The 18,114-nt window shown below is 51.8% G+C and carries 20 protein-coding genes and 2 tRNA genes; 17 read left to right on the top strand and 5 right to left on the bottom strand.

The window, feature by feature from the left end; genetic code table 11:
• Positions 1-119: 119 nt before the first annotated feature.
• The 8 genes from ccoN (at position 120) to ccoS (ending at position 8,217) form a co-directional block, all read left to right on the top strand.
• A complete protein-coding gene (gene ccoN, locus AC3CB2_RS01955; protein ID WP_008549666.1) occupies positions 120-1,775 on the top strand; it encodes a cytochrome-c oxidase, cbb3-type subunit I in 1,656 nt (551 codons plus the stop codon).
• 14 nt (positions 1,776-1,789) lie between these two features.
• Positions 1,790-2,524 (top strand): cytochrome-c oxidase, cbb3-type subunit II, encoded by a 735-nt coding sequence (gene ccoO, locus AC3CB2_RS01960; protein ID WP_054783139.1) that lies wholly within the window; start codon positions 1,790-1,792, stop codon positions 2,522-2,524.
• A 10-nt stretch (positions 2,525-2,534) separates the two neighbouring features.
• Complete coding sequence (locus AC3CB2_RS01965) at positions 2,535-2,693, top strand: cbb3-type cytochrome c oxidase subunit 3 (RefSeq protein WP_037037069.1); 159 nt, start codon at positions 2,535-2,537, stop codon at positions 2,691-2,693.
• Positions 2,693-3,568: a cytochrome-c oxidase, cbb3-type subunit III gene (gene ccoP, locus AC3CB2_RS01970; protein WP_008550041.1), complete on the top strand. Its 876-nt coding sequence runs from the start codon at positions 2,693-2,695 to the stop codon at positions 3,566-3,568. Before AC3CB2_RS01965 ends, ccoP begins: the two co-directional genes overlap by 1 nt.
• 168 nt (positions 3,569-3,736) lie before the next feature.
• Positions 3,737-5,137: a cytochrome c oxidase accessory protein CcoG gene (gene ccoG / locus AC3CB2_RS01975; protein WP_008549705.1), complete on the top strand. Its 1,401-nt coding sequence runs from the start codon at positions 3,737-3,739 to the stop codon at positions 5,135-5,137.
• A gap of 123 nt (positions 5,138-5,260) precedes the next feature.
• Positions 5,261-5,788, top strand: a complete 528-nt coding sequence (locus AC3CB2_RS01980) for a FixH family protein (RefSeq protein WP_008549714.1) — start codon at positions 5,261-5,263, stop codon at positions 5,786-5,788.
• 12 nt (positions 5,789-5,800) lie between these two features.
• A complete protein-coding gene (locus tag AC3CB2_RS01985; protein ID WP_352931227.1) occupies positions 5,801-8,020 on the top strand; it encodes a cation-translocating P-type ATPase in 2,220 nt (739 codons plus the stop codon).
• Positions 8,021-8,028: 8 nt separating this feature from the next.
• The gene (gene ccoS / locus AC3CB2_RS01990; RefSeq protein WP_008550004.1) at positions 8,029-8,217 is read left to right on the top strand and encodes a cbb3-type cytochrome oxidase assembly protein CcoS; all 189 of its coding nucleotides are present in this window, start codon (positions 8,029-8,031) and stop codon (positions 8,215-8,217) included.
• A gap of 147 nt (positions 8,218-8,364) precedes the next feature.
• Here ccoS and hemA read toward each other — a convergent pair whose 3' ends face one another.
• On the bottom strand, positions 8,365-9,642 hold the full coding sequence (gene hemA, locus AC3CB2_RS01995; protein WP_008550049.1) for a 5-aminolevulinate synthase: 1,278 nt from the start codon (positions 9,640-9,642) through the stop codon (positions 8,365-8,367).
• A gap of 334 nt (positions 9,643-9,976) precedes the next feature.
• Between hemA and AC3CB2_RS02000 the strand changes: the two genes are divergently transcribed.
• On the top strand, positions 9,977-10,450 hold the full coding sequence (locus AC3CB2_RS02000; RefSeq protein ID WP_014284480.1) for a response regulator: 474 nt from the start codon (positions 9,977-9,979) through the stop codon (positions 10,448-10,450).
• Positions 10,451-10,632: 182 nt separating this feature from the next.
• On the opposite strand, the gene AC3CB2_RS02005 is transcribed toward AC3CB2_RS02000, so the two are convergent.
• The 3 genes from AC3CB2_RS02005 to AC3CB2_RS02015 all read right to left on the bottom strand — a co-directional run bounded on the left by AC3CB2_RS02005 (position 10,633) and on the right by AC3CB2_RS02015 (position 11,529).
• A complete protein-coding gene (locus AC3CB2_RS02005) occupies positions 10,633-10,815 on the bottom strand; it encodes a hypothetical protein (protein WP_041768163.1) in 183 nt (60 codons plus the stop codon).
• Positions 10,816-11,347: 532 nt separating this feature from the next.
• Positions 11,348-11,422: transfer RNA gene (locus tag AC3CB2_RS02010), tRNA-Thr, on the bottom strand.
• A 32-nt stretch (positions 11,423-11,454) separates the two neighbouring features.
• Positions 11,455-11,529, bottom strand: a tRNA-Thr gene (locus AC3CB2_RS02015).
• 190 nt (positions 11,530-11,719) lie between these two features.
• On the opposite strand from AC3CB2_RS02015, the gene AC3CB2_RS02020 reads away from it, so the two are divergent.
• The 8 genes from AC3CB2_RS02020 (at position 11,720) to AC3CB2_RS02055 (ending at position 17,689) form a co-directional block, all read left to right on the top strand.
• Complete coding sequence (locus AC3CB2_RS02020) at positions 11,720-11,935, top strand: hypothetical protein (RefSeq protein WP_352931224.1); 216 nt, start codon at positions 11,720-11,722, stop codon at positions 11,933-11,935.
• 306 nt (positions 11,936-12,241) lie between these two features.
• Positions 12,242-13,531 (top strand): UDP-N-acetylglucosamine 1-carboxyvinyltransferase, encoded by a 1,290-nt coding sequence (gene murA, locus AC3CB2_RS02025; RefSeq protein WP_008549851.1) that lies wholly within the window; start codon positions 12,242-12,244, stop codon positions 13,529-13,531.
• 205 nt (positions 13,532-13,736) lie between these two features.
• The gene (locus AC3CB2_RS02030; protein ID WP_014284483.1) at positions 13,737-14,183 is read left to right on the top strand and encodes a DUF2948 family protein; all 447 of its coding nucleotides are present in this window, start codon (positions 13,737-13,739) and stop codon (positions 14,181-14,183) included.
• 130 nt (positions 14,184-14,313) lie between these two features.
• Entirely contained in the window at positions 14,314-15,609 is a 1,296-nt protein-coding gene (gene hisD / locus AC3CB2_RS02035; RefSeq protein ID WP_014284484.1) for a histidinol dehydrogenase, read from the top strand.
• Between the two features lie 31 nt (positions 15,610-15,640).
• A complete protein-coding gene (locus tag AC3CB2_RS02040) occupies positions 15,641-16,150 on the top strand; it encodes a UPF0262 family protein (RefSeq protein ID WP_008549968.1) in 510 nt (169 codons plus the stop codon).
• A 2-nt stretch (positions 16,151-16,152) separates the two neighbouring features.
• On the top strand, positions 16,153-16,584 hold the full coding sequence (locus AC3CB2_RS02045) for an arsenate-mycothiol transferase ArsC (protein ID WP_352931221.1): 432 nt from the start codon (positions 16,153-16,155) through the stop codon (positions 16,582-16,584).
• Between the two features lie 172 nt (positions 16,585-16,756).
• Positions 16,757-16,975: a translation initiation factor IF-1 gene (infA, locus tag AC3CB2_RS02050; RefSeq protein ID WP_008549604.1), complete on the top strand. Its 219-nt coding sequence runs from the start codon at positions 16,757-16,759 to the stop codon at positions 16,973-16,975.
• 78 nt (positions 16,976-17,053) lie between these two features.
• Complete coding sequence (locus tag AC3CB2_RS02055; protein ID WP_008549727.1) at positions 17,054-17,689, top strand: Maf family nucleotide pyrophosphatase; 636 nt, start codon at positions 17,054-17,056, stop codon at positions 17,687-17,689.
• A 9-nt stretch (positions 17,690-17,698) separates the two neighbouring features.
• Here AC3CB2_RS02055 and AC3CB2_RS02060 read toward each other — a convergent pair whose 3' ends face one another.
• Entirely contained in the window at positions 17,699-18,058 is a 360-nt protein-coding gene (locus AC3CB2_RS02060; protein WP_008549628.1) for a hypothetical protein, read from the bottom strand.
• Positions 18,059-18,114 lie beyond the last annotated feature (56 nt).

Below are 18,114 nucleotides of genomic sequence, written 5' to 3' on the forward strand. Positions count from 1 at the left end.
TTTTTTTTGTTCGAGTTCTTTTTGACATGTATCAAGGGCGGGGCAATTTGCCACCCATAGAACTACGGTCAGGTAGTCCTATCTGGACGAACTTGTTTACTTTATATGGGGCGAACATCATGGGTGAGCGGAAAGTCAGATATCTGTCGCTCGAGGAAGGCGGATTTTCCCTCCTTCTTCTCGCGGTAGCGATTTTCTGTCTGGTCATTGCAGGGAAAACCTGGGATCAGGTCTTGGCATTTCATACCGCATTGATTGCACTAGCATCATTGGCCGGTATTTTCTTCATTTTTCGCCGATACTTCGACGGAAACAACACGCCTGCACCGCTGGAAATTAACGGTAAGCCAAACTACAATATGGCTCCTGTTAAATTTGCAACGTGGGCATCTGTTTTCTGGGGTATCGCGGGCTTCCTGGTAGGTGTGATCATTGCATCTCAGCTGGCATTCCCAGCTTTGAACTTTGACCTGCCATGGATCAATTTCGGGCGTCTTCGTCCGCTGCATACTTCAGCTGTTATTTTTGCATTCGGCGGTAACGTTCTTATCGCGTCTTCATTCTACGTTGTGCAGCGCACCTGTCAGGCCCGTTTGCCTGGTACAATCGCCCCATGGTTTGTAGTCCTCGGTTACAACCTCTTTATCGTTGTTGCAGGTACCGGTTACCTCCTCGGCGTAACTCAGGGTAAAGAATACGCTGAGCCAGAGTGGTATGCAGACTGGCTGCTGACCATCGTTTGGGTTGGCTATCTGCTCACCTTCCTCGGCTCCATCTGGCGTCGTAAAGAGTCCCACATCTATGTGGCAAACTGGTTCTACCTCGCGTTCATCGTAACAATTGCAGTTCTGCACCTGTTCAACAACGCATCCCTGCCAGTAAGCATCTACTCTACTAAGTCCTACATCGTTTGGGCTGGTGTTCAGGATGCGATGGTTCAGTGGTGGTATGGCCACAACGCAGTGGGCTTCTTCCTGACAGCTGGCTTCCTGGCGATCATGTACTACTTCATTCCGAAGCGTGCTGAGCGTCCGGTATACTCTTACCGTCTGTCCATCGTTCACTTCTGGGCACTGATCTTCCTGTACATCTGGGCTGGTCCTCACCACTTGCACTACACCTCACTGCCACAGTGGGCGTCTACTCTTGGTATGACCTTCTCCATCATCCTCTGGATGCCGTCCTGGGGTGGTATGATCAACGGTCTGATGACCCTGTCCGGTGCTTGGGACAAGCTGCGTACTGACCCTGTTCTGCGTATGATGGTTGTGTCTGTAGCGTTCTACGGCATGGCGACCTTCGAAGGTCCTCTCATGTCCATCCGCGCTGTGAACGGCCTGTCACACTACACTGACTGGACTGTTGGTCACGTACACGCTGGTGCACTCGGCTGGGTTGGCTACATCTCCTTCGGTGCTCTGTACTGCCTGGTTCCTTGGCTCTACAACAAGAAGGCTCTGTACTCTCTGCGTCTCGTTAACTGGCACTTCTGGATCTCTACTCTGGGCATCGTGTTCTACATCTGCTCCATGTGGGTATCCGGTATCATGCAGGGCCTGATGTGGCGTGCGTACGATGAGCTGGGCTTCCTTGAGTACTCCTTCATCGAAACAGTGGATGCGATGTATCCGTTCTACGTCATGCGTGCATTCGGTGGTCTTCTCTTCCTCTCTGGTGCTCTCATCATGGTTTACAACCTCGTGATGACAGTTCGTGCAGGCGAAGAAGTTGAAACCGAAGCTGCAGGCCAGCCTGCAATGGCGCCAGCGGAATAATCGGGAGATCACGAATGTCTGCTTGGAAAAAACACCAAATCTTCGAGAAAAACTCGCTGATCCTGATTATTGGCATCGTCATCATGATCTCAATCGGCGGTCTCGTTGAAATCGTTCCTCTTTACTACCTGAAGAGCACGATCGAAAAAACTGAGGGTATGCGCCCTTACACCCCGCTTGAGCTTGTTGGACGTAACATCTACGTGCGTGAAGGCTGCTACGCTTGTCACTCACAGCAGATCCGTCCAATGCGTGATGAGCTGCAGCGTTACGGCAACTACTCCCTGGCAGCGGAATCCATGTACGATCGCCCATTCCAGTGGGGTTCTAAGCGTACTGGTCCTGACCTCGCTCGCGTAGGTGGCAAGTACTCTGATGAGTGGCAGCGTGATCACCTGGTTGATCCACGTTCCGTATCTCCGACTTCTGTAATGCCTGGCTACCCATTCCTGATGGACGCTAAGCTTTCTACAATCGAGATCGAAAACCACCTCAAAGTGAATGCACTCTACGGTGTTCCTTACACTGAAGAGCAGATCGCAAGCGCTAAAGTAGACCTCTTAGCTCAGGCTCAGCCTGATAGCGATGCGGCAGAAGGCTTCGAAGAGCGTTACCCAGGTGCTCTCATCCGTGACTTCGATGGCAATGCTAAAGAAGTGACTGAGATGGACGCACTGGTGGCTTACCTTCAGATGCTTGGCACACTCGTAGACTTTAGCCTCTACGACGAAAAAGCAAACTTGCGCTAAGGAGGCGATGATGGACGCGACTTACACCGCCCTCGCACACTTCGCGCAAACTGGTGGTCTCCTCTATTTCATGGCCATTTTCGCAGGTGTAATTCTTTACGCTTGCTGGCCAAGCAATGGGGAGCGCTTTAACGATGCTTCACAGATCCCGCTTCGGGAGGACGACTAATGGCTGAACATAAAAAGGAAATTGACCAGGTATCGGGTGTCGAAACCACTGGTCACGAATGGGATGGCCTGAAAGAGCTGAACAACCCGCTTCCGAAGTGGTGGCTCTACATGTTCTACGGCAGCATCGTGTGGTCAGTGATCTACTGGGTCCTGATGCCAAGCTGGCCGCTGGTCAACGGTTACACAAAGGGTCTTCTGGATTACAGCCAGCGTGCTGTTGCGACTGAAGAGTTCAATGTAGCTGCTGCAGAACGCGCCGAAACCGGTAAGATGCTTCTTGAAGCGTCTTTGGATGAGATCCTCAACACACCAGAACTGCTCGAGTATGCGAGTGCTCAGGGTAAAGTGGCATTCGGTGACAACTGCGCACCTTGTCATGGCACCGGCGCAACTGGCTTTGAAGGCTATCCAAACCTTCAGGACGACAGCTGGATCTGGGGTGGCGATCTGGACACTCTGGCAACCACCATCTCTTACGGTGTTCGTTCAGAACATGACGAATCCCGCTTTGCAGAAATGCCTGCATTTGGTCGTGATGAACTGCTCGAAAAAGAAGAGATCGTTCAGGTTGCCAACTATGTTGGTTCAGTTGCAGGTCTTCCAACGCAAGACGGCGTAGATCTGGAAGCTGGTAAAGTTATCTATGAAGAGAACTGTGCAGCTTGTCATATGGACAATCTTAAGGGTGATATAGAAACAGGGTCTCCAAACCTGACGGCACCTACTTATCTCTATGGCAAATCTGTAGATGACATCATTGCGCAGGTAAATGCACCGCGCCACGGTGTGATGCCTGCATGGATCGATCGTCTGGGTGAAACAACAGTCAAGTCTCTGGCTGTGTACGTTCACTCTCTCGGCGGCGGTCAGTAAACTCTCTTTATTCGCTAAAATAAAAAACAAGCGAGGACGCGCAAGTGCCCTCGCTTCACTTGCACAAATACATCGCCAACTGAGGAAGACGTTATGTCTAGCCAAGTTGAACCCATCGATAACGAAGAGGATGAGTCCTGGTTTGCGTCAGCTGCCAAAGTTTACCCCATGGAGGTAAAAGGCCGTTTTCGTAAAATCAAATGGGCAATTCTCTTTATTACCCTTGGAATTTATTACTTTACCCCCTTCATTCGTTGGGACCGGGGACCTTTGCTCCCGGATCAGGCTGTTCTGGTCGATTTTGAACGTAAAAGAGGTTACTTCTTCTTTCTCGAAATCTGGCCTCAGGAAGTCTATTACCTTGCCGGATTGCTCATCATTGCATCTGTTGCCTTGTTTCTGATGAACGCAATCGCAGGTCGCCTCTGGTGCGGTTACCTTTGCCCGCAGACGGTTTGGACCGACCTTTTCTTCCGCGTAGAAAGCATGATTGAAGGCGATCGCCGCAAACGGATCGCACTGGACAAGCAGCCTTGGAATGCTGAAAAGATTCTCAAAAAGGGAACAAAGCATTTTATCTGGCTGATGATTGCCTGGTGGACTGGCGGGGCGTGGGTTCTTTATTTCGCTGACGCACCAACCCTTGTTTATGACCTGGCAACCGGACAGGCAGCAATGTCTGCATATGTCTGGATCGGCATTCTGACCTTCACCACCTATTCGCTGGCAGGTCACATGCGCGAGCAGGTCTGTGTTTACATGTGCCCTTGGCCACGTATTCAGGCCGCTCTGACTGATGAGCACGCGCTGAACGTAACTTATCGTTACGACCGTGGTGAGCCACGTGGTCACCTCAAAGAAAGCAAGAAACGTCTGGCAGAAGGTTTGCCAGCTGGTGACTGTATCGACTGTAATCAGTGCTTCTATGCTTGCCCAACCGGTGTTGATATCCGTAAGGGCGCGCAGCTCGACTGTATTCAGTGTGGCCTGTGTATCGATGCCTGTGACTCAATCATGACCAAAGTTGGCAAACCAACTGGCCTGATTGCGTATGACACCGACATCAACATTGAGCGCCGTGAGAAAGGTGAAGAGGCAGTCTATCGCCTGATCCGTCCACGTACCGTGATCTACACTGCAATCATTGCTGCGATCGCCGGTGTAATGCTGTACATGCAGCTCAACCGCTCCATGACAGACCTGTCCGTCGTGCACGACCGTAACCCGCTCTACGTTCAGCAGAGTGATGGCGGTTTCAGAAACGGCTATGCGCTCCGTCTCCTGAACAAGCACAACAAGGAACAGGCGTTCACTCTGAGTGTTGAAGGCATGCCAGCAGGTACAACACTTGAAGTGGTTGGCATTCATAAGAGTGCTGCGGACCTTACCAAGGACACGCAGATAACCCTGACAGTGGATGCGGACACCACACGCTCTGTTCGTGCGCTTGTATTCTCACCAGCAGGTGTTGAGCTTCCAGGTTCTAAACCGATGAGCTTCAAGCTGATCGACAGCGAAACTGGTGAAACCACTGTTGTGAGTGACTTCTTCCGGGCACCGGGCAAATAGAAGTCCTTTGAGGTAAAACTACCTATTTAAACTTGCGTGATGAGGGGTACGCCCCTTATCACTTACATGGTCATAATGGCGAGACTCTCCCCATCATAAGAGCCGCCAAGAAGGAGCTAGGATATGACAATGGCTGTAGACCACAAGTCTCCGCGCAAACCTAGGCAGATTACTGGCCGCACGGTTCTGTTCAGCCTCATCGCATTCTTCGGTGCAATTGCTGCCATGAATGCCGTGATGATCTATATCGCGATTGATACATTTCCTGGGCTGGAAGTGGATAGCTCCTATAAAGTAAGCCAACGCTACAACAAAGAAATTGCCAAGGCGAAAGCTCAGGCCGCACTCAACTGGAGCGTAGATGCCGTCATTGAACGCAATGGCGATGGCTCCGCACACATCCGGGTAATTGCAAAAGACAAAGCTGGCGCACCAATTACTGGCGAAGCCGTCACCGTAAAACTGCATCGCCCAACAATCACCGCTGCTGATCAGGATCTTGTTTTGTCCGAACGTTCAGCTGGTGAATATGTCGCCAATGCATCTGGTGTAGGTGCTGGCCATTGGAACGTCATCGTAGAAATCGCAGATCGAAACGATAAAGCACTGCCGATTTTCCGTTCCAAAAACAAGACTTTCTTCGCTGAGTAAGGCGGTATTGCTATGTCTGCGCCTGAGAGGGATTGGGCTGCATTCGTAACAAATACGGACGATGGCAAGGCTCATATGGACCTTGCTGTCGACGGTATTACGTGTGCTGCATGTATGTACGAAATTGAACGCGGCCTCCAGAAGCTGGATGGCGTTGAAAAAGCACGCGTAAACCTGTCATCTCACCGGCTCTCCGTAGATTGGGATGAGGACAAGACAAACCCGTCTCCGATCGTCGATATGCTGCAAAAGCTTGGATACAAGGCATATCCCTTTGATCCGGCACAGGTAAAATCCCGTGGCGATGCTGTTGGTAAAGAGATCCTGCGAGCCCTCGCGGTCTCCGGCTTTGCCGCAATGAACATCATGCTGCTGTCGATCTCTGTCTGGTCCGGCAATGCCTCTGATATCGATCATGAGACCCGCGCTTTCTTCCATTGGATCTCTGCGCTGATCGCACTGCCAACCGTGGTCTACTCTGGACGTATTTTCTTCCGCAGTGCCTATATGGCAATCAAGACCAGCCGCCTGAACATGGACGTGCCGATCACGATCGGAGTGTTGCTCGCAACAGGCCTTTCAGTATGGCAAACCATTTCGGAGGCTGAGCACGCCTATTTTGATAGCGCCGTGATGCTCCTGTTCTTCTTGTTGGTGGGCCGTTACTGCGATCATTTGATGCGCAGAAAAACGCGTTCTTTTGCTGAAAACCTCGCGACTTTGAAAGCAGAGAGTGCTGCGAAGATTCAAGAAGACGGCAGCACACTCGACGTACCACTCTCCAAACTGGCTGTTGGCGATCGTGTGCTTGTCCGCGCTGGTGAGCGCATCTCTGTAGATGGTCGGATCGCAACAGGCACGTCTGAAGTGGACCAGAGCCTGATAACAGGTGAAACTCTGCTGCAAGCAGTCGGGGAAGGGGATCTCGTCTACGCAGGTACTATGAACACATATGGTGTCCTGGAGATTGAAGTCACCGCAGCCGCCAAAGGTACATTGCTGGATGAGGTGAATAAGCTTCTCGAAACAGCAATGGAAGGCCGTTCCAAGTACGTTCACATCGCAGATCGAGCCTCTCAGCTTTATGCGCCTGTGGTCCATGCAGCCGCATTGTTGACGCTGATTGGCTGGATCATGCTTGGCATGGCGTGGCAGCCAGCGCTGGTCATCGCCATCTCGGTTCTGATTATCACATGCCCGTGTGCGCTCGGCCTTGCCATCCCTGCAGTACAAGTTGTTGCCAGCGGATTGTTCTTCAATGAACGCGTCTTGCTGAATGCTGGCGATGCCATCGAGCGCCTCGCAAGTGTCGACACCATCGTGTTCGACAAGACAGGCACGCTAACCCTTCCGGAAGCATCGCTCTCACAAAAGCATGGGCTCTCAGCAGAGCAGTTGGAGCTGGCAGGTCGTCTGGCATTGTCTTCTTCACATCCACTGTCTCAGGCTATTGCAAGAGCCACTGGCGCGCAGCAAAGCTTGCCAGATGCGAAGGAACTCGCGGGTAAGGGTGTTGAAGCACAGATTGATGGCCTGCAGGTGAAGTTAGGTTCTCCGGCATTCTGCAATGTTTCGGAAGAGCAACTCACTCAGGCGAAAGAGCAACATCCGGATGCGTCCTTCGTAGCGTTTCAGATGGGAAATGAAACAGCTCATCTTCTCCCTGTGGGCCAGTTTATGCGGGAAGGGGCGGTTGAGACCATTCAGAAGCTGAAAGAAGCTGGCTTTGCGATTGAGATCCTCAGCGGTGACCATGCAGGTGCAGTGAAGCATGCTGCTGATCTACTCAGCGTTGAGAGCTGGAAAGCAGGTCTGAAACCTCAGGACAAGATTGACCGCATTGAAGAGCTGAAAGCGCAGGGCAAGAAAGTGCTGATGGTCGGTGATGGTCTTAACGATGCGCCATCCCTGGCAGCTGCAAACGTCTCCATCTCACCGGTATCTGCTGTTCACGTCAGCCAGGCCGCAGCTGATGCTGTGTTCCTAGGAGATAGTCTTGCTCCAGTCATGAGCGCTCTGAAAATCTCTCAGAAAGCGCGCTGGGTAATGAACCAGAATCTTGCCATCTCTGTCATCTATAACCTGATTGCAGTGCCATTTGCGGTGCTAGGTTTTGTCACACCTCTCGTTGCAGCCTTGGCTATGTCGGGTTCTTCGATTATCGTGACGCTAAATGCAGTACGCCTGAGAATGATTGCAGGCACATCATCCCAGCCGAGCCAGGAGGCCTAAGCAGCACTATGGAAGTCTTAATCTACCTTATCCCGGTTGCGTTGGTTCTTGGTGGCGCAGGTTTGGTAGCGTTCCTATGGTCTCTGCGTGCAGGGCAGTACGATGATATGGAAGGGCCGAAGTGGCGTATTTTGGATGATGGTGATCTGCAGGAAAACAGCACACCTGTGGAAGCCGCCAAGCGCAAGGCGTCCTAATCAGTCATCAGCTGTATTTAGCAAAAAGATCAGATCAATGAGAGGCTTGTAAGCGATCCGCTTCAGGCCTCTTTTTTGTTGGTGAGTGAGGGCAACAAAAAAGGCCGACTAAAGAGCCGGCCTTTTGATGTTTCTATGCGTTGGTGCTTAGCCGCCAGCAAACTGATAAACAGCCTGACCTTGTGCAGCGTCCAGCTCTTCTTCGGCTGGAGCGTCGGTGAATGGCAACTCAAGGGTCTGCCATACATCAACCAGTGCGTCGCGCAGGTGATCAATCAGGGCGTCGTTATGGACAGGGCCTGGAGTGATACGCAGACGTTCTGTGCCGCGTGGAACGGTTGGATAGTTGATTGGCTGAATGTAGATGCCATGCTTATCGAGCAGAAGGTCGGTTGCCTGCTTACACAGATCAGGGTCAGCCACGAGGACTGGAATGATGTGTGTGTCAGAAGGCATCACAGGCAGGCCTGCTGCTTTCAGCACGTCCTTGGTGCGCTGTGCCTGACGCTGCTGGCCTTCACGCTCAACACCGGATTCTTTCAGGTGCTTGATGGAAGCTGTTGCAGCTGCAGCAAGTCCTGGAGGAATAGCAGTGGTGAAAATAAAGCCCGGAGCATAAGAGCGAACCGCATCAATGATGGTCTGAGAAGCAGTGATGTAACCACCCATCACACCAAATGCTTTCGCCAGTGTACCTTCGATGATGTCGATACGATCCATCACACCATCACGCTCAGCAATACCTGCGCCGCGTGGACCGTACATGCCAACAGCATGCACTTCGTCGATGTAAGTCATCGCATTGTACTTGTCAGCAAGGTCACAAATGCGCTCGATCGGTGCGATATCGCCATCCATGGAATACACGGATTCGAACACGATCAGTTTTGCGCGGTCATTACCAGCAGCCTTGAGCAGATCTTCAAGGTGCTCAAGATCGTTGTGACGCCATACCTTCTTGGACGTACCTGCGCCGCGAACACCCGCAATCATGGAAGCGTGGTTCAGCTGGTCGGACAGGATCAGACAATCAGGCAGCAGTTTAGCAATGGTGGAGATGGAGGCTTCGTTGGAGACGAAACCACTTGAAAACACCAGAGCGCCTTCTTTGCCGTGCAGGTCAGCGAGTTCTTCCTCAAGCTGTACCAGAGGGTAGTTCGTGCCCGAGATGTTACGTGTACCGCCTGCGCCTGCTCCCATGCGCTGAACGGTTTCTGTCATGGCTTCAATCACTTTAGGGTGTTGACCCATACCCAGGTAGTCGTTCGAACACCAAATGACGATTTCACGGAGGTTTTGATTTTCTTTACGCCAGAGTGCGTGTGGGTGACGCCCTGCAATGCGCTCGAGATTAGCAAATACGCGGTACCGTTTTTCATCCTTCAAAGAAGCAATCGCCTCATTGAAGATATTTTGGTAGTCCATTTTTTGCCCCTTATATTGCGGCGGTATTATTCGGCGATACTTTAGAGTTAGCCTAAACTTAGCGATAATCCTTATCCCTGTCGAAGGACACATTGACGCGGTCCATGGAAATGCGGATTTATCAAAGGATATTTTCACCTAACGCATATCAGCCTATCTATATCGCAGAGACAGTCTTTGACATAGAACTATAATTGGGCAGTCTTGCAATTTGTTATGTTCTCTGCCACACCTTGTAACTAATAACTGAATTTCTGTTCTAATTAAATTGGGTTGCGTCAAGTGACCGGGGCATGACTGCGTGAGTATAGACCTCTCATCCTTATCATTTCTGGTGGTTGAAGATAGTGCGTACATGCGCACGATTCTGCGGACAATGCTCCAGGGGTTTGGTGCCCGTAAGATCGTAGAGGCGGAAGACGGTGCGTCAGGCCTTGAGGCGATGGATCGCGCGAACCCGGATATCCTGATTCTCGACTGGGTTATGCCAATCCTCGACGGTGCGGATATGGTTCGTATGATCCGTACCCAGAACAATCCATACGCCTATATCCCAATCATTATGGTCACCGCGCACACAGAGCGCAGCCGTATTATTGAAGCTAGAAAACTGGGTATACATGAGCTGCTCTGCAAGCCGATCTCGGCAAAAGCGCTCTACCAGCGCATCGCTTCAATCATACTGCAGCCAAGAGACTTTGTGAAAACAGCTGGTTACTTCGGTCCAGCACCGCGGGAAATCCGCGGGCACAAGAAAAACTGGGATGGCAACAAGGTTCTGACAGACGCAAACTCTGCAATGGTCTGATCAGCTTTCCCAAAAATCTATGAGATTTGAAGTGCCTCCTCGGAGGCGTCAGCCTGCCTCCAAGGTAGGTAGCCTGTAATGCGATCCATATACCCCTGACAGCAACTCCGATATTCGGAGAGGGATAGGTGGGTGCTAAGGCCGGATGTGCGGCGCGTGTAAAGAAATGAACGCGAAGAGCATTAAAGCGAGGAGAGGGCCTCGACTGCCTTTTCCCATTTTTCTGAGGGAAGGCTGGAAACTAGTCGAATAAGTTGCGCAAACTCTGCTTCTTCGAGCTGGTAGCGGAGCATCTGCAGCTCTGCCTCTGTAAACTTGCCGGTTGCAGCTGCGGGAACATCCGCTTCGATGACTGCCTGATCCATTTTCACCTCCTGAAACTCCAACAAAATGAAAATCAGTGGGCACTTGCACAAGAGCACGCGCAAGTGCGCTTGGGAGGCATATCCTCTTCCCCGGTTCCGCAAAAACGGATGTTGGAAAACTACCCCAATACGCCCCCAAGACCACAGAAACGTCGCAGGACCGCCGCCATATGTAAACCAACCCCAAGATGAAATTTGGTAGAATTGTGGCACGTTGTATCTGAGACACAGTGCCGTTGAGGCAGTCGGGGCACAGTCGTGCGCAGTGGAATTTTATTTCCATACGGTGATATTTAAGTGTCCTGCAAAGTTCAATTATTTCGCGGGACCTTTGGATTATCGATGGATTAGCGTTGATAAGTGCTCGCACGTATCTGGAAGACTTATGCGGATAGCAGCATCTGCTCACGGCAGAGTTGCAAGTTGTTCTAAAAATCTGTGATTTTTTAAAATCTGATTTCTCGTTTTGGGGAAATGCAAAAGCAAGAAGCCGCGACTTCAGCGCATAATTTCTAACAATGTAGAAGAAGAATGGTGCTGCCGGAGAGATTTGAACTCTCGACCTCTCCCTTACCAAGGGAGTGCTCTACCCCTGAGCTACGGCAGCGTGCCGAAATCTGTGCATCGCGATTAGAAGAATGGTGCTGCCGGAGAGATTTGAACTCTCGACCTCTCCCTTACCAAGGGAGTGCTCTACCCCTGAGCTACGGCAGCATCGCATAAATATGAAGCAGTTAAGCGCTTCCTATATCTTCCAAACCAGCGTATTTTGCAACGAGGTAAGTGCTCCGTGGGCGCTGCCCTCGGAACGAGGAGGCTTATGTCATAACCTTTTTAAACCTGCAAGAGGTTTTATTGGCAGTTCTGTGGAAACTGAATAACACAGCGAAATGAGAGCATTGCCATGCACTTGTCGTATATTAGGGCACTTGGCTTCAATCCCGACCTCGTGTACCTGTTGCGCATGACAGATTCAAAGAAAACAGAAGGCGAGGATAAGGCGATAAAGTCTGCATCCAAGCCAAAAAACGATCCGAAGGCTGATCGGTTGGCTGAAGCCTTGCGCGCAAATCTGCGCCGCAGAAAACAAGCTGCAAAGCGAAGCGCTGACGAAGATTGAGCTTGCTCGCCATGCGCGTTGGGGCGTGAAAAAGGGCGTTAAGCAAAAATCTAGCATTTTTCGCTAAATTAGAAATACATGTAAAACTCGTCAGAAACTGAAGGGTTTTGACGAGGTAAGACGCCGCGGACTTCGTATATCCTGCTAATTGCGAAATATCAGTAGGATCTATTGGGGAAAACCGTTGGGGAAGCAGCAGGGCGAAAGTGACGCCTTGTTTATGCCATAGCGCTGATGTTAGTGGGCACAATCAATTCCTCTTCAAATTTGCGTTTCCCTCTGCGGGCTTTATTGGGGTTATGAAATATGGACAAAATTCGTATTGTTGGTGGTAATCAGCTAAATGGTGTTATTCCGATCTCAGGCGCGAAGAATGCTGCGCTGCCTTTGATGATCGCGTCACTGCTCTGCGAAGATACACTGACACTCGAGAATGTGCCCCGCCTGCGCGATGTCGCGCTGCTCACACAGATTCTTTCCAACCATGGCGTTGATTACTCTGTAGATGGCAAGCGCGCTGGTCAGGACACAATGACTGGCCAGACCATTCACCTGAATGCAAGTAACATTGTCGACACCACTGCTCCTTACGAGCTGGTCTCCAAAATGCGTGCAAGCTTCTGGGTCATCGGTCCATTGCTCGCCCGCATGCACAGCGCGCGCGTTTCCCTGCCTGGTGGCTGTGCAATTGGTACGCGTCCGGTAGACTTCTTTATCGATGGCCTGAAAGCACTCGGCGCTGATATTGAGATGGACCGCGGTTATGTTCAGGCAGAAGCAAAAGGCGGCCTGAAGGGTGGTCGTGTTGTCTTCCCTAAAGTATCCGTTGGCGCAACCCACACAGTTATGATGGCTGCGACATTGGCAAAAGGCGAGAGCGTGATTGAAAACGCGGCTCAGGAGCCAGAAGTTACAGATCTCGCAAACTGCCTGATCGGTATGGGCGCTAAGATCGAAGGCGCTGGAACAGACACCATTCATATTCAGGGCGTGGATAGCCTCGGTGCACATCGTCACCCGGTTATTCCTGACCGTATCGAGACCGGCACCTATGCAATGGCTGTTGCGATGACAGGTGGTGAAGTCACGCTGGAAGGTGCACGCGGCGATTTGCTGGAAAGCGCGCTGGACGTTCTGCGCCAGACCGGTACTGAGATCACTGAAACCAACATGGGTCTCAAAGTACGCCGCAACGGTGCAGGTATCAGCCCGGTTGATATCTCCACCGAACCATTCCCAGGCTTCCCAACGGACCTGCAGGCACAGTTCATGGCGCTCATGACACGCTCCAAAGGCGTGAGCAAGATCACCGAGAACATCTTCGAAAACCGCTTCATGCACGTTCAGGAGCTGGCACGTCTTGGTGCCAAGATCACTCTGGACGGGCAGGTCGCTTCCATCGAGGGGGTGGAAACTCTGCGCGGTGCTCAGGTTATGGCAACCGATCTGCGCGCATCCGTATCTCTCGTGATCGCAGGCCTTGCTGCTGAAGGTGAGACCACAGTTAGCCGTGTCTATCACCTTGATCGTGGCTTTGAGCGTCTGGAAGACAAGCTCTCTCGTTGCGGCGCAGTCATTGAGCGCATCTCTGCTTAATCGTCAGAGCGCAAAAGATATGAACCCGGTCTGTTTCAGGCCGGGTTTTTTCATGGAGAATTTCTCAAAGAAGACGGACCGTACCTTCAAGCTTGAAATCTGCTGCGTTCATTCATAGATGTTTTTCTGTAAATTGTTGTAATAGTAAGGATGTCTCGCGCTTATGTACGGTGCGCGAGCCTAGGAAATTCTGCAAGGGATCGATATGGAACAGGTAAAACCGATGAAGCTGATGGCACTGGATCAGGAAGACTTGCAAGTCATCTCTTCCATGGTGCAGGACAGTGTTCTGAAACTCGCGGATATCAAATACTTACCTGGCGAACGTCGTCTGGTTCTCACAATGAATCGATACCTTTGGGAAACAGACGCAAACAACCAGAAGAGACGTATGCGGGCACGTTCCGTGCTCTCCATCTCTCGTGTTGATGCTGTCAAAGCACAAAAGATCAACCAGACAAACAAAGACATGGTCCTGTCTTTGCTCTGTGTGTTGTTTGAAGAGACAAATGCGCCGGCTGGTCAGTTGAAGCTTGAGTTTTCCGGTGGGGCTGCTATTGCAGCAAACATCGAATGCATCGAAGCACAGCTTGCTGATCTGGGCTCTGTCTGGGAAACCGATAACAGACCCGAACATCATCTGGAAGGCTAGTTGGAAAGCGCGGGATAGTTTCGTAAAATCCCGGCACAACTTAAAGGCTTGGACCGCAATTCGAAAAAAATGGAACATCACCTCAGAGGCAGTAGTGCTCTGAGAACAAAAGTAAATTGGGAACGATAACGTGGCGATAAAGCTCTCCTCAAAGTCTGAAGGTTTCGAAGAAGAAATTCGTGCCCTGCTTGGAAGCAAGCGGGAAACTTCAGAGGATGTGGATCATATCGTGCGCGACATCCTACATGATGTCGAAACGCGCGGTGATGCGGCCGTGCTCGAGTACACCAACAAGTTTGACCGTATGTCGGCCAAATCAATGGACGAGCTAAAAGTAACTGAAGCGGAGATCGAAGCAGCTGTTGCTCAGATCCCTGCTGAAACACTGGAAGCATTGCAGCTTGCCCATGATCGTATTCGTTCCCACCATCAAAAGCAGTTGCCGGAAAGCTACACCTATAAAGACGCAATCGGCGTAGAACTGGGTGCTATTTGGACCGCAGTGGAAGCTGTTGGCGTGTATGTACCAGGTGGCCTTGCCAGTTATCCATCCTCCGTTCTCATGAACGTCGTTCCTGCAAAAGTCGCGGGCGTTGAGCGGATCGTGATGGTGGTTCCAAGCCCGGACAACGTGCTCAACCCACTTGTGCTGGCTGCTGCCAAAATGTCTGGCGTCTCTGAGATTTACCGCATCGGTGGTGCTCAGGCTGTTGGTGCGCTGGCATATGGCACGGAAACAATCGCGCCAGTCTCCAAGATCGTTGGCCCGGGCAACGCATTTGTTTCCGCAGCAAAGCGCCGTGTATTCGGCACTGTCGGCATCGATATGATCGCGGGTCCTTCAGAGATTCTCGTGGTGGCAGACAAAGACAATAACCCGGATTGGGTCGCTGTTGATCTGTTGTCTCAGGCTGAACATGATCCGGTCGCGCAGTCCATTCTCATCACAGACAGTGAAGAACTGGCACAAGCCGTTGAAGAAGCTGTTGAGCGTCAGCTGACCACGCTGCCGCGGGCAGACGTAGCCCGTCAGAGCTGGAATGACTTCGGCGCCATCATCACCGTTGATAATCTGGACGATGCCATGGTGCTGTCCAACCGCTTCGCTCCTGAGCACCTTGAGCTCTGTGTTGATGATCCGGATGCGCTGCTGCCAAAGATGAGAAACGCTGGCGCTGTGTTTGTTGGTCGTTACACACCAGAAGCAATCGGCGATTATGTCGGCGGCTCCAACCACGTGTTGCCAACGGCACGCTCTGCTCGCTTCTCCTCTGGTCTTTCCACGCTGGAGTTTGTGAAAAGAACATCGCTCCTGCGCTGTAATCCGGAAAATCTGGCGCAGATCGGCCCGGCAGCCGTCACCCTTGCAGAGGTGGAGGGCTTGCAGGCACATGGACGTTCAGTCTCAATTCGCTTAAATCACTAGTCACTTGATCCAGTAGGGAAAAGATCGCTCGATGAACAAGGAAGTCCCTGTAAACGAAGAACAGAGACAACAAGGAGGAGAACGCCTCTTTGAGGTGGTTCTTGACCGGGATTCGATTGTGCGCGCCGACAAGGATGTCGAGCGCGAGCGGAAAATTGCGATCTTTGATCTGGTAGAGGAAAACATGTTTTCTCCGGTCGGGCCCGATCTGGGCCCGTACCGACTGGATCTTGCGATGATCAAGCGCAAGCTTGTGCTTGGAATTCGAGATGAAATGGGCAGCGAAATCGCAACTCATATCCTCTCGCTCACACCTTTCCGGAAGATTATCAAAGACTACTTCATGATCTGCGAGAGCTACTACGATGCCATTCGAAGTGCCTCTCCCAAGCAGATTGAAGCCATCGATATGGGGCGCCGCGGACTGCACGACGATGGTGCCTGCATATTGGAAGAGCGTCTGAAGGGGAAAATCACCATCGACCATCAAACCGCCCGACGCCTGTTTACGCTTATTTGCGCCTTGCAGCATCGGGGGTAAGGATGGCCGAGTTTATGTCACGGCCAAGTTCGATCCTGTTTATCTGCAGAATGAACGCCGTACGCTCCCCGATGGCAGAGGGGCTGACCAAGCTGCTGTATCCAAAACAGGTCTACACGCGCTCTTGCGGCGTCTTCGCAGGCGAGCGAGACCCCTTCGTGGACTCCGTGATGGACGAGCTGGGTATGGATCTGAGCAACCATCATCCCAAAACCTTTGAGGATCTGGCGGAAGACGGGTTCGACCTCATCGTGACGCTGGCACCGGAAGCTCACCACATGGCGTTGGAGCTGACACGTACCCAGCACGTTGATGTTGAGTACTGGCCCACAATCGACCCGACAGTGGCAACAGGCAGCCGTGCACAGATCATGGATGCCTATCGCGCGGTGCGTGACACACTGAAGCGGAAGATTGAACAGCGCATGCAATAAGCTGCTGAAAACGCTCTACGCGTGGCCTTTGCATGTGTTTTCCACCCAAAAACAAGAAATATGCGGTAAAACTCGTGAAACTGCCCTCCAAGAAATGGAGGTAGCCTGTTCACTTTTGACGAGTTATCCGGTAGGTTCCGCGAAAATTCCATTTAACAAATCAGGAATCCTAATGGCTAAAGAAGAAATGCTGGAGTTTCCAGGCGTCGTCGTCGAACTCCTTCCTAATGCGACTTTTCGTGTGAAACTTGAAAACGATCACGAAATCATCGCTCACACTGCTGGTCGTATGCGCAAAAACCGTATCCGCGTTCTGGCTGGCGATAAAGTGCTCGTGGAAATGACACCATATGACCTGACAAAAGGTCGTATCACCTATCGCTACAAGTAAGCGATCCACTGAGCGCGGGTTCATGATGAACCTGCCTTGGTTGAGCTCTGGTCTGTAATTCTATCGGGGAACTGGCATATGACCAAAGAACTGCCGCTAGTATTGGCCTCCGGGTCACCACGTCGTCTGGCGTTACTTCAGCAGATTGGTATTGAACCGGATTTCCTTCTACCTGCAGACATTGATGAGACGCCTGTGCGTGGGGAAAGCCCGCGCGCGCTGGCGCAAAGACTTGCACGCGGCAAAGCCGCCGCTGCTCGTGTCCTGATCGACCGGGATGAAGAAAAAGCACATTCCATCATCCTGGGGTCTGACACTGTAGTCGCAGTCGGGCGCCGCATCCTTCCTAAAGCCGAGAGCAAAGAGCAGGCCAGTGTCTGTCTCCAGTTGCTGTCTGGCCGTATGCATAAGGTCTACACCGGCGTATGCGTGAACATGCCGGATGGCGTGGTCCGCACCAAGCTGGTTGAAACCCGCGTCCGTTTCCGCCGTTTGTCTGCAAATGACACGGACAAGTACCTTGCTTCGGGCGAGTGGCGCGGGAAAGCAGGCGGATACGCTATTCAGGGCCTCGCAGGCGCGTTTATCGCCCGTGTGATTGGCTCATACCCAAGCGTGGTGGGATTGCCGCTGCTGGAGACCGCAAACCTTCTGCAGTCCGCTGGCTATCCGACACAGAAGACCTGGGACGAAGACGCTGTTCCTGCTGCCTAATCAGCAGGGCTAACGCGCAAACCCTCCAACAGTCTGCACATATCGCGGTGAAAGGCTCGCTAGAGCGTTTCGCAGCTCCTGTGTTGGCTTGCCATAAACGGTCATACCAGTTGGATGCAGCGTATCCATGAACTGCTTAGCGTAGGTGTTTGAAAACCACGTCAGATGTAGCAGGGCAGAGTTGCTGTCCTTGAAGCTTGTAAAGATCTCGCAGGATTGCCCGTCCTCACACAGGTACCAGACATAGGCTGTGGTATCACCTTGCATCTGCTGGACGGATTTCACCATCTCAACCATCAGTCCTTCAAAGACCTTTGGTTCTGCAGTGGCCAGGCGCGCTGTAAGGATCCAAGAAACTTCGTTATTCATTATACGCTTCCCCGGTTTTCGCGAGATACTTTCAAATAGATAAAGAACTCATGGCG

It is taken from the genome of Pseudovibrio sp. SCP20, from assembly GCF_057774105.1.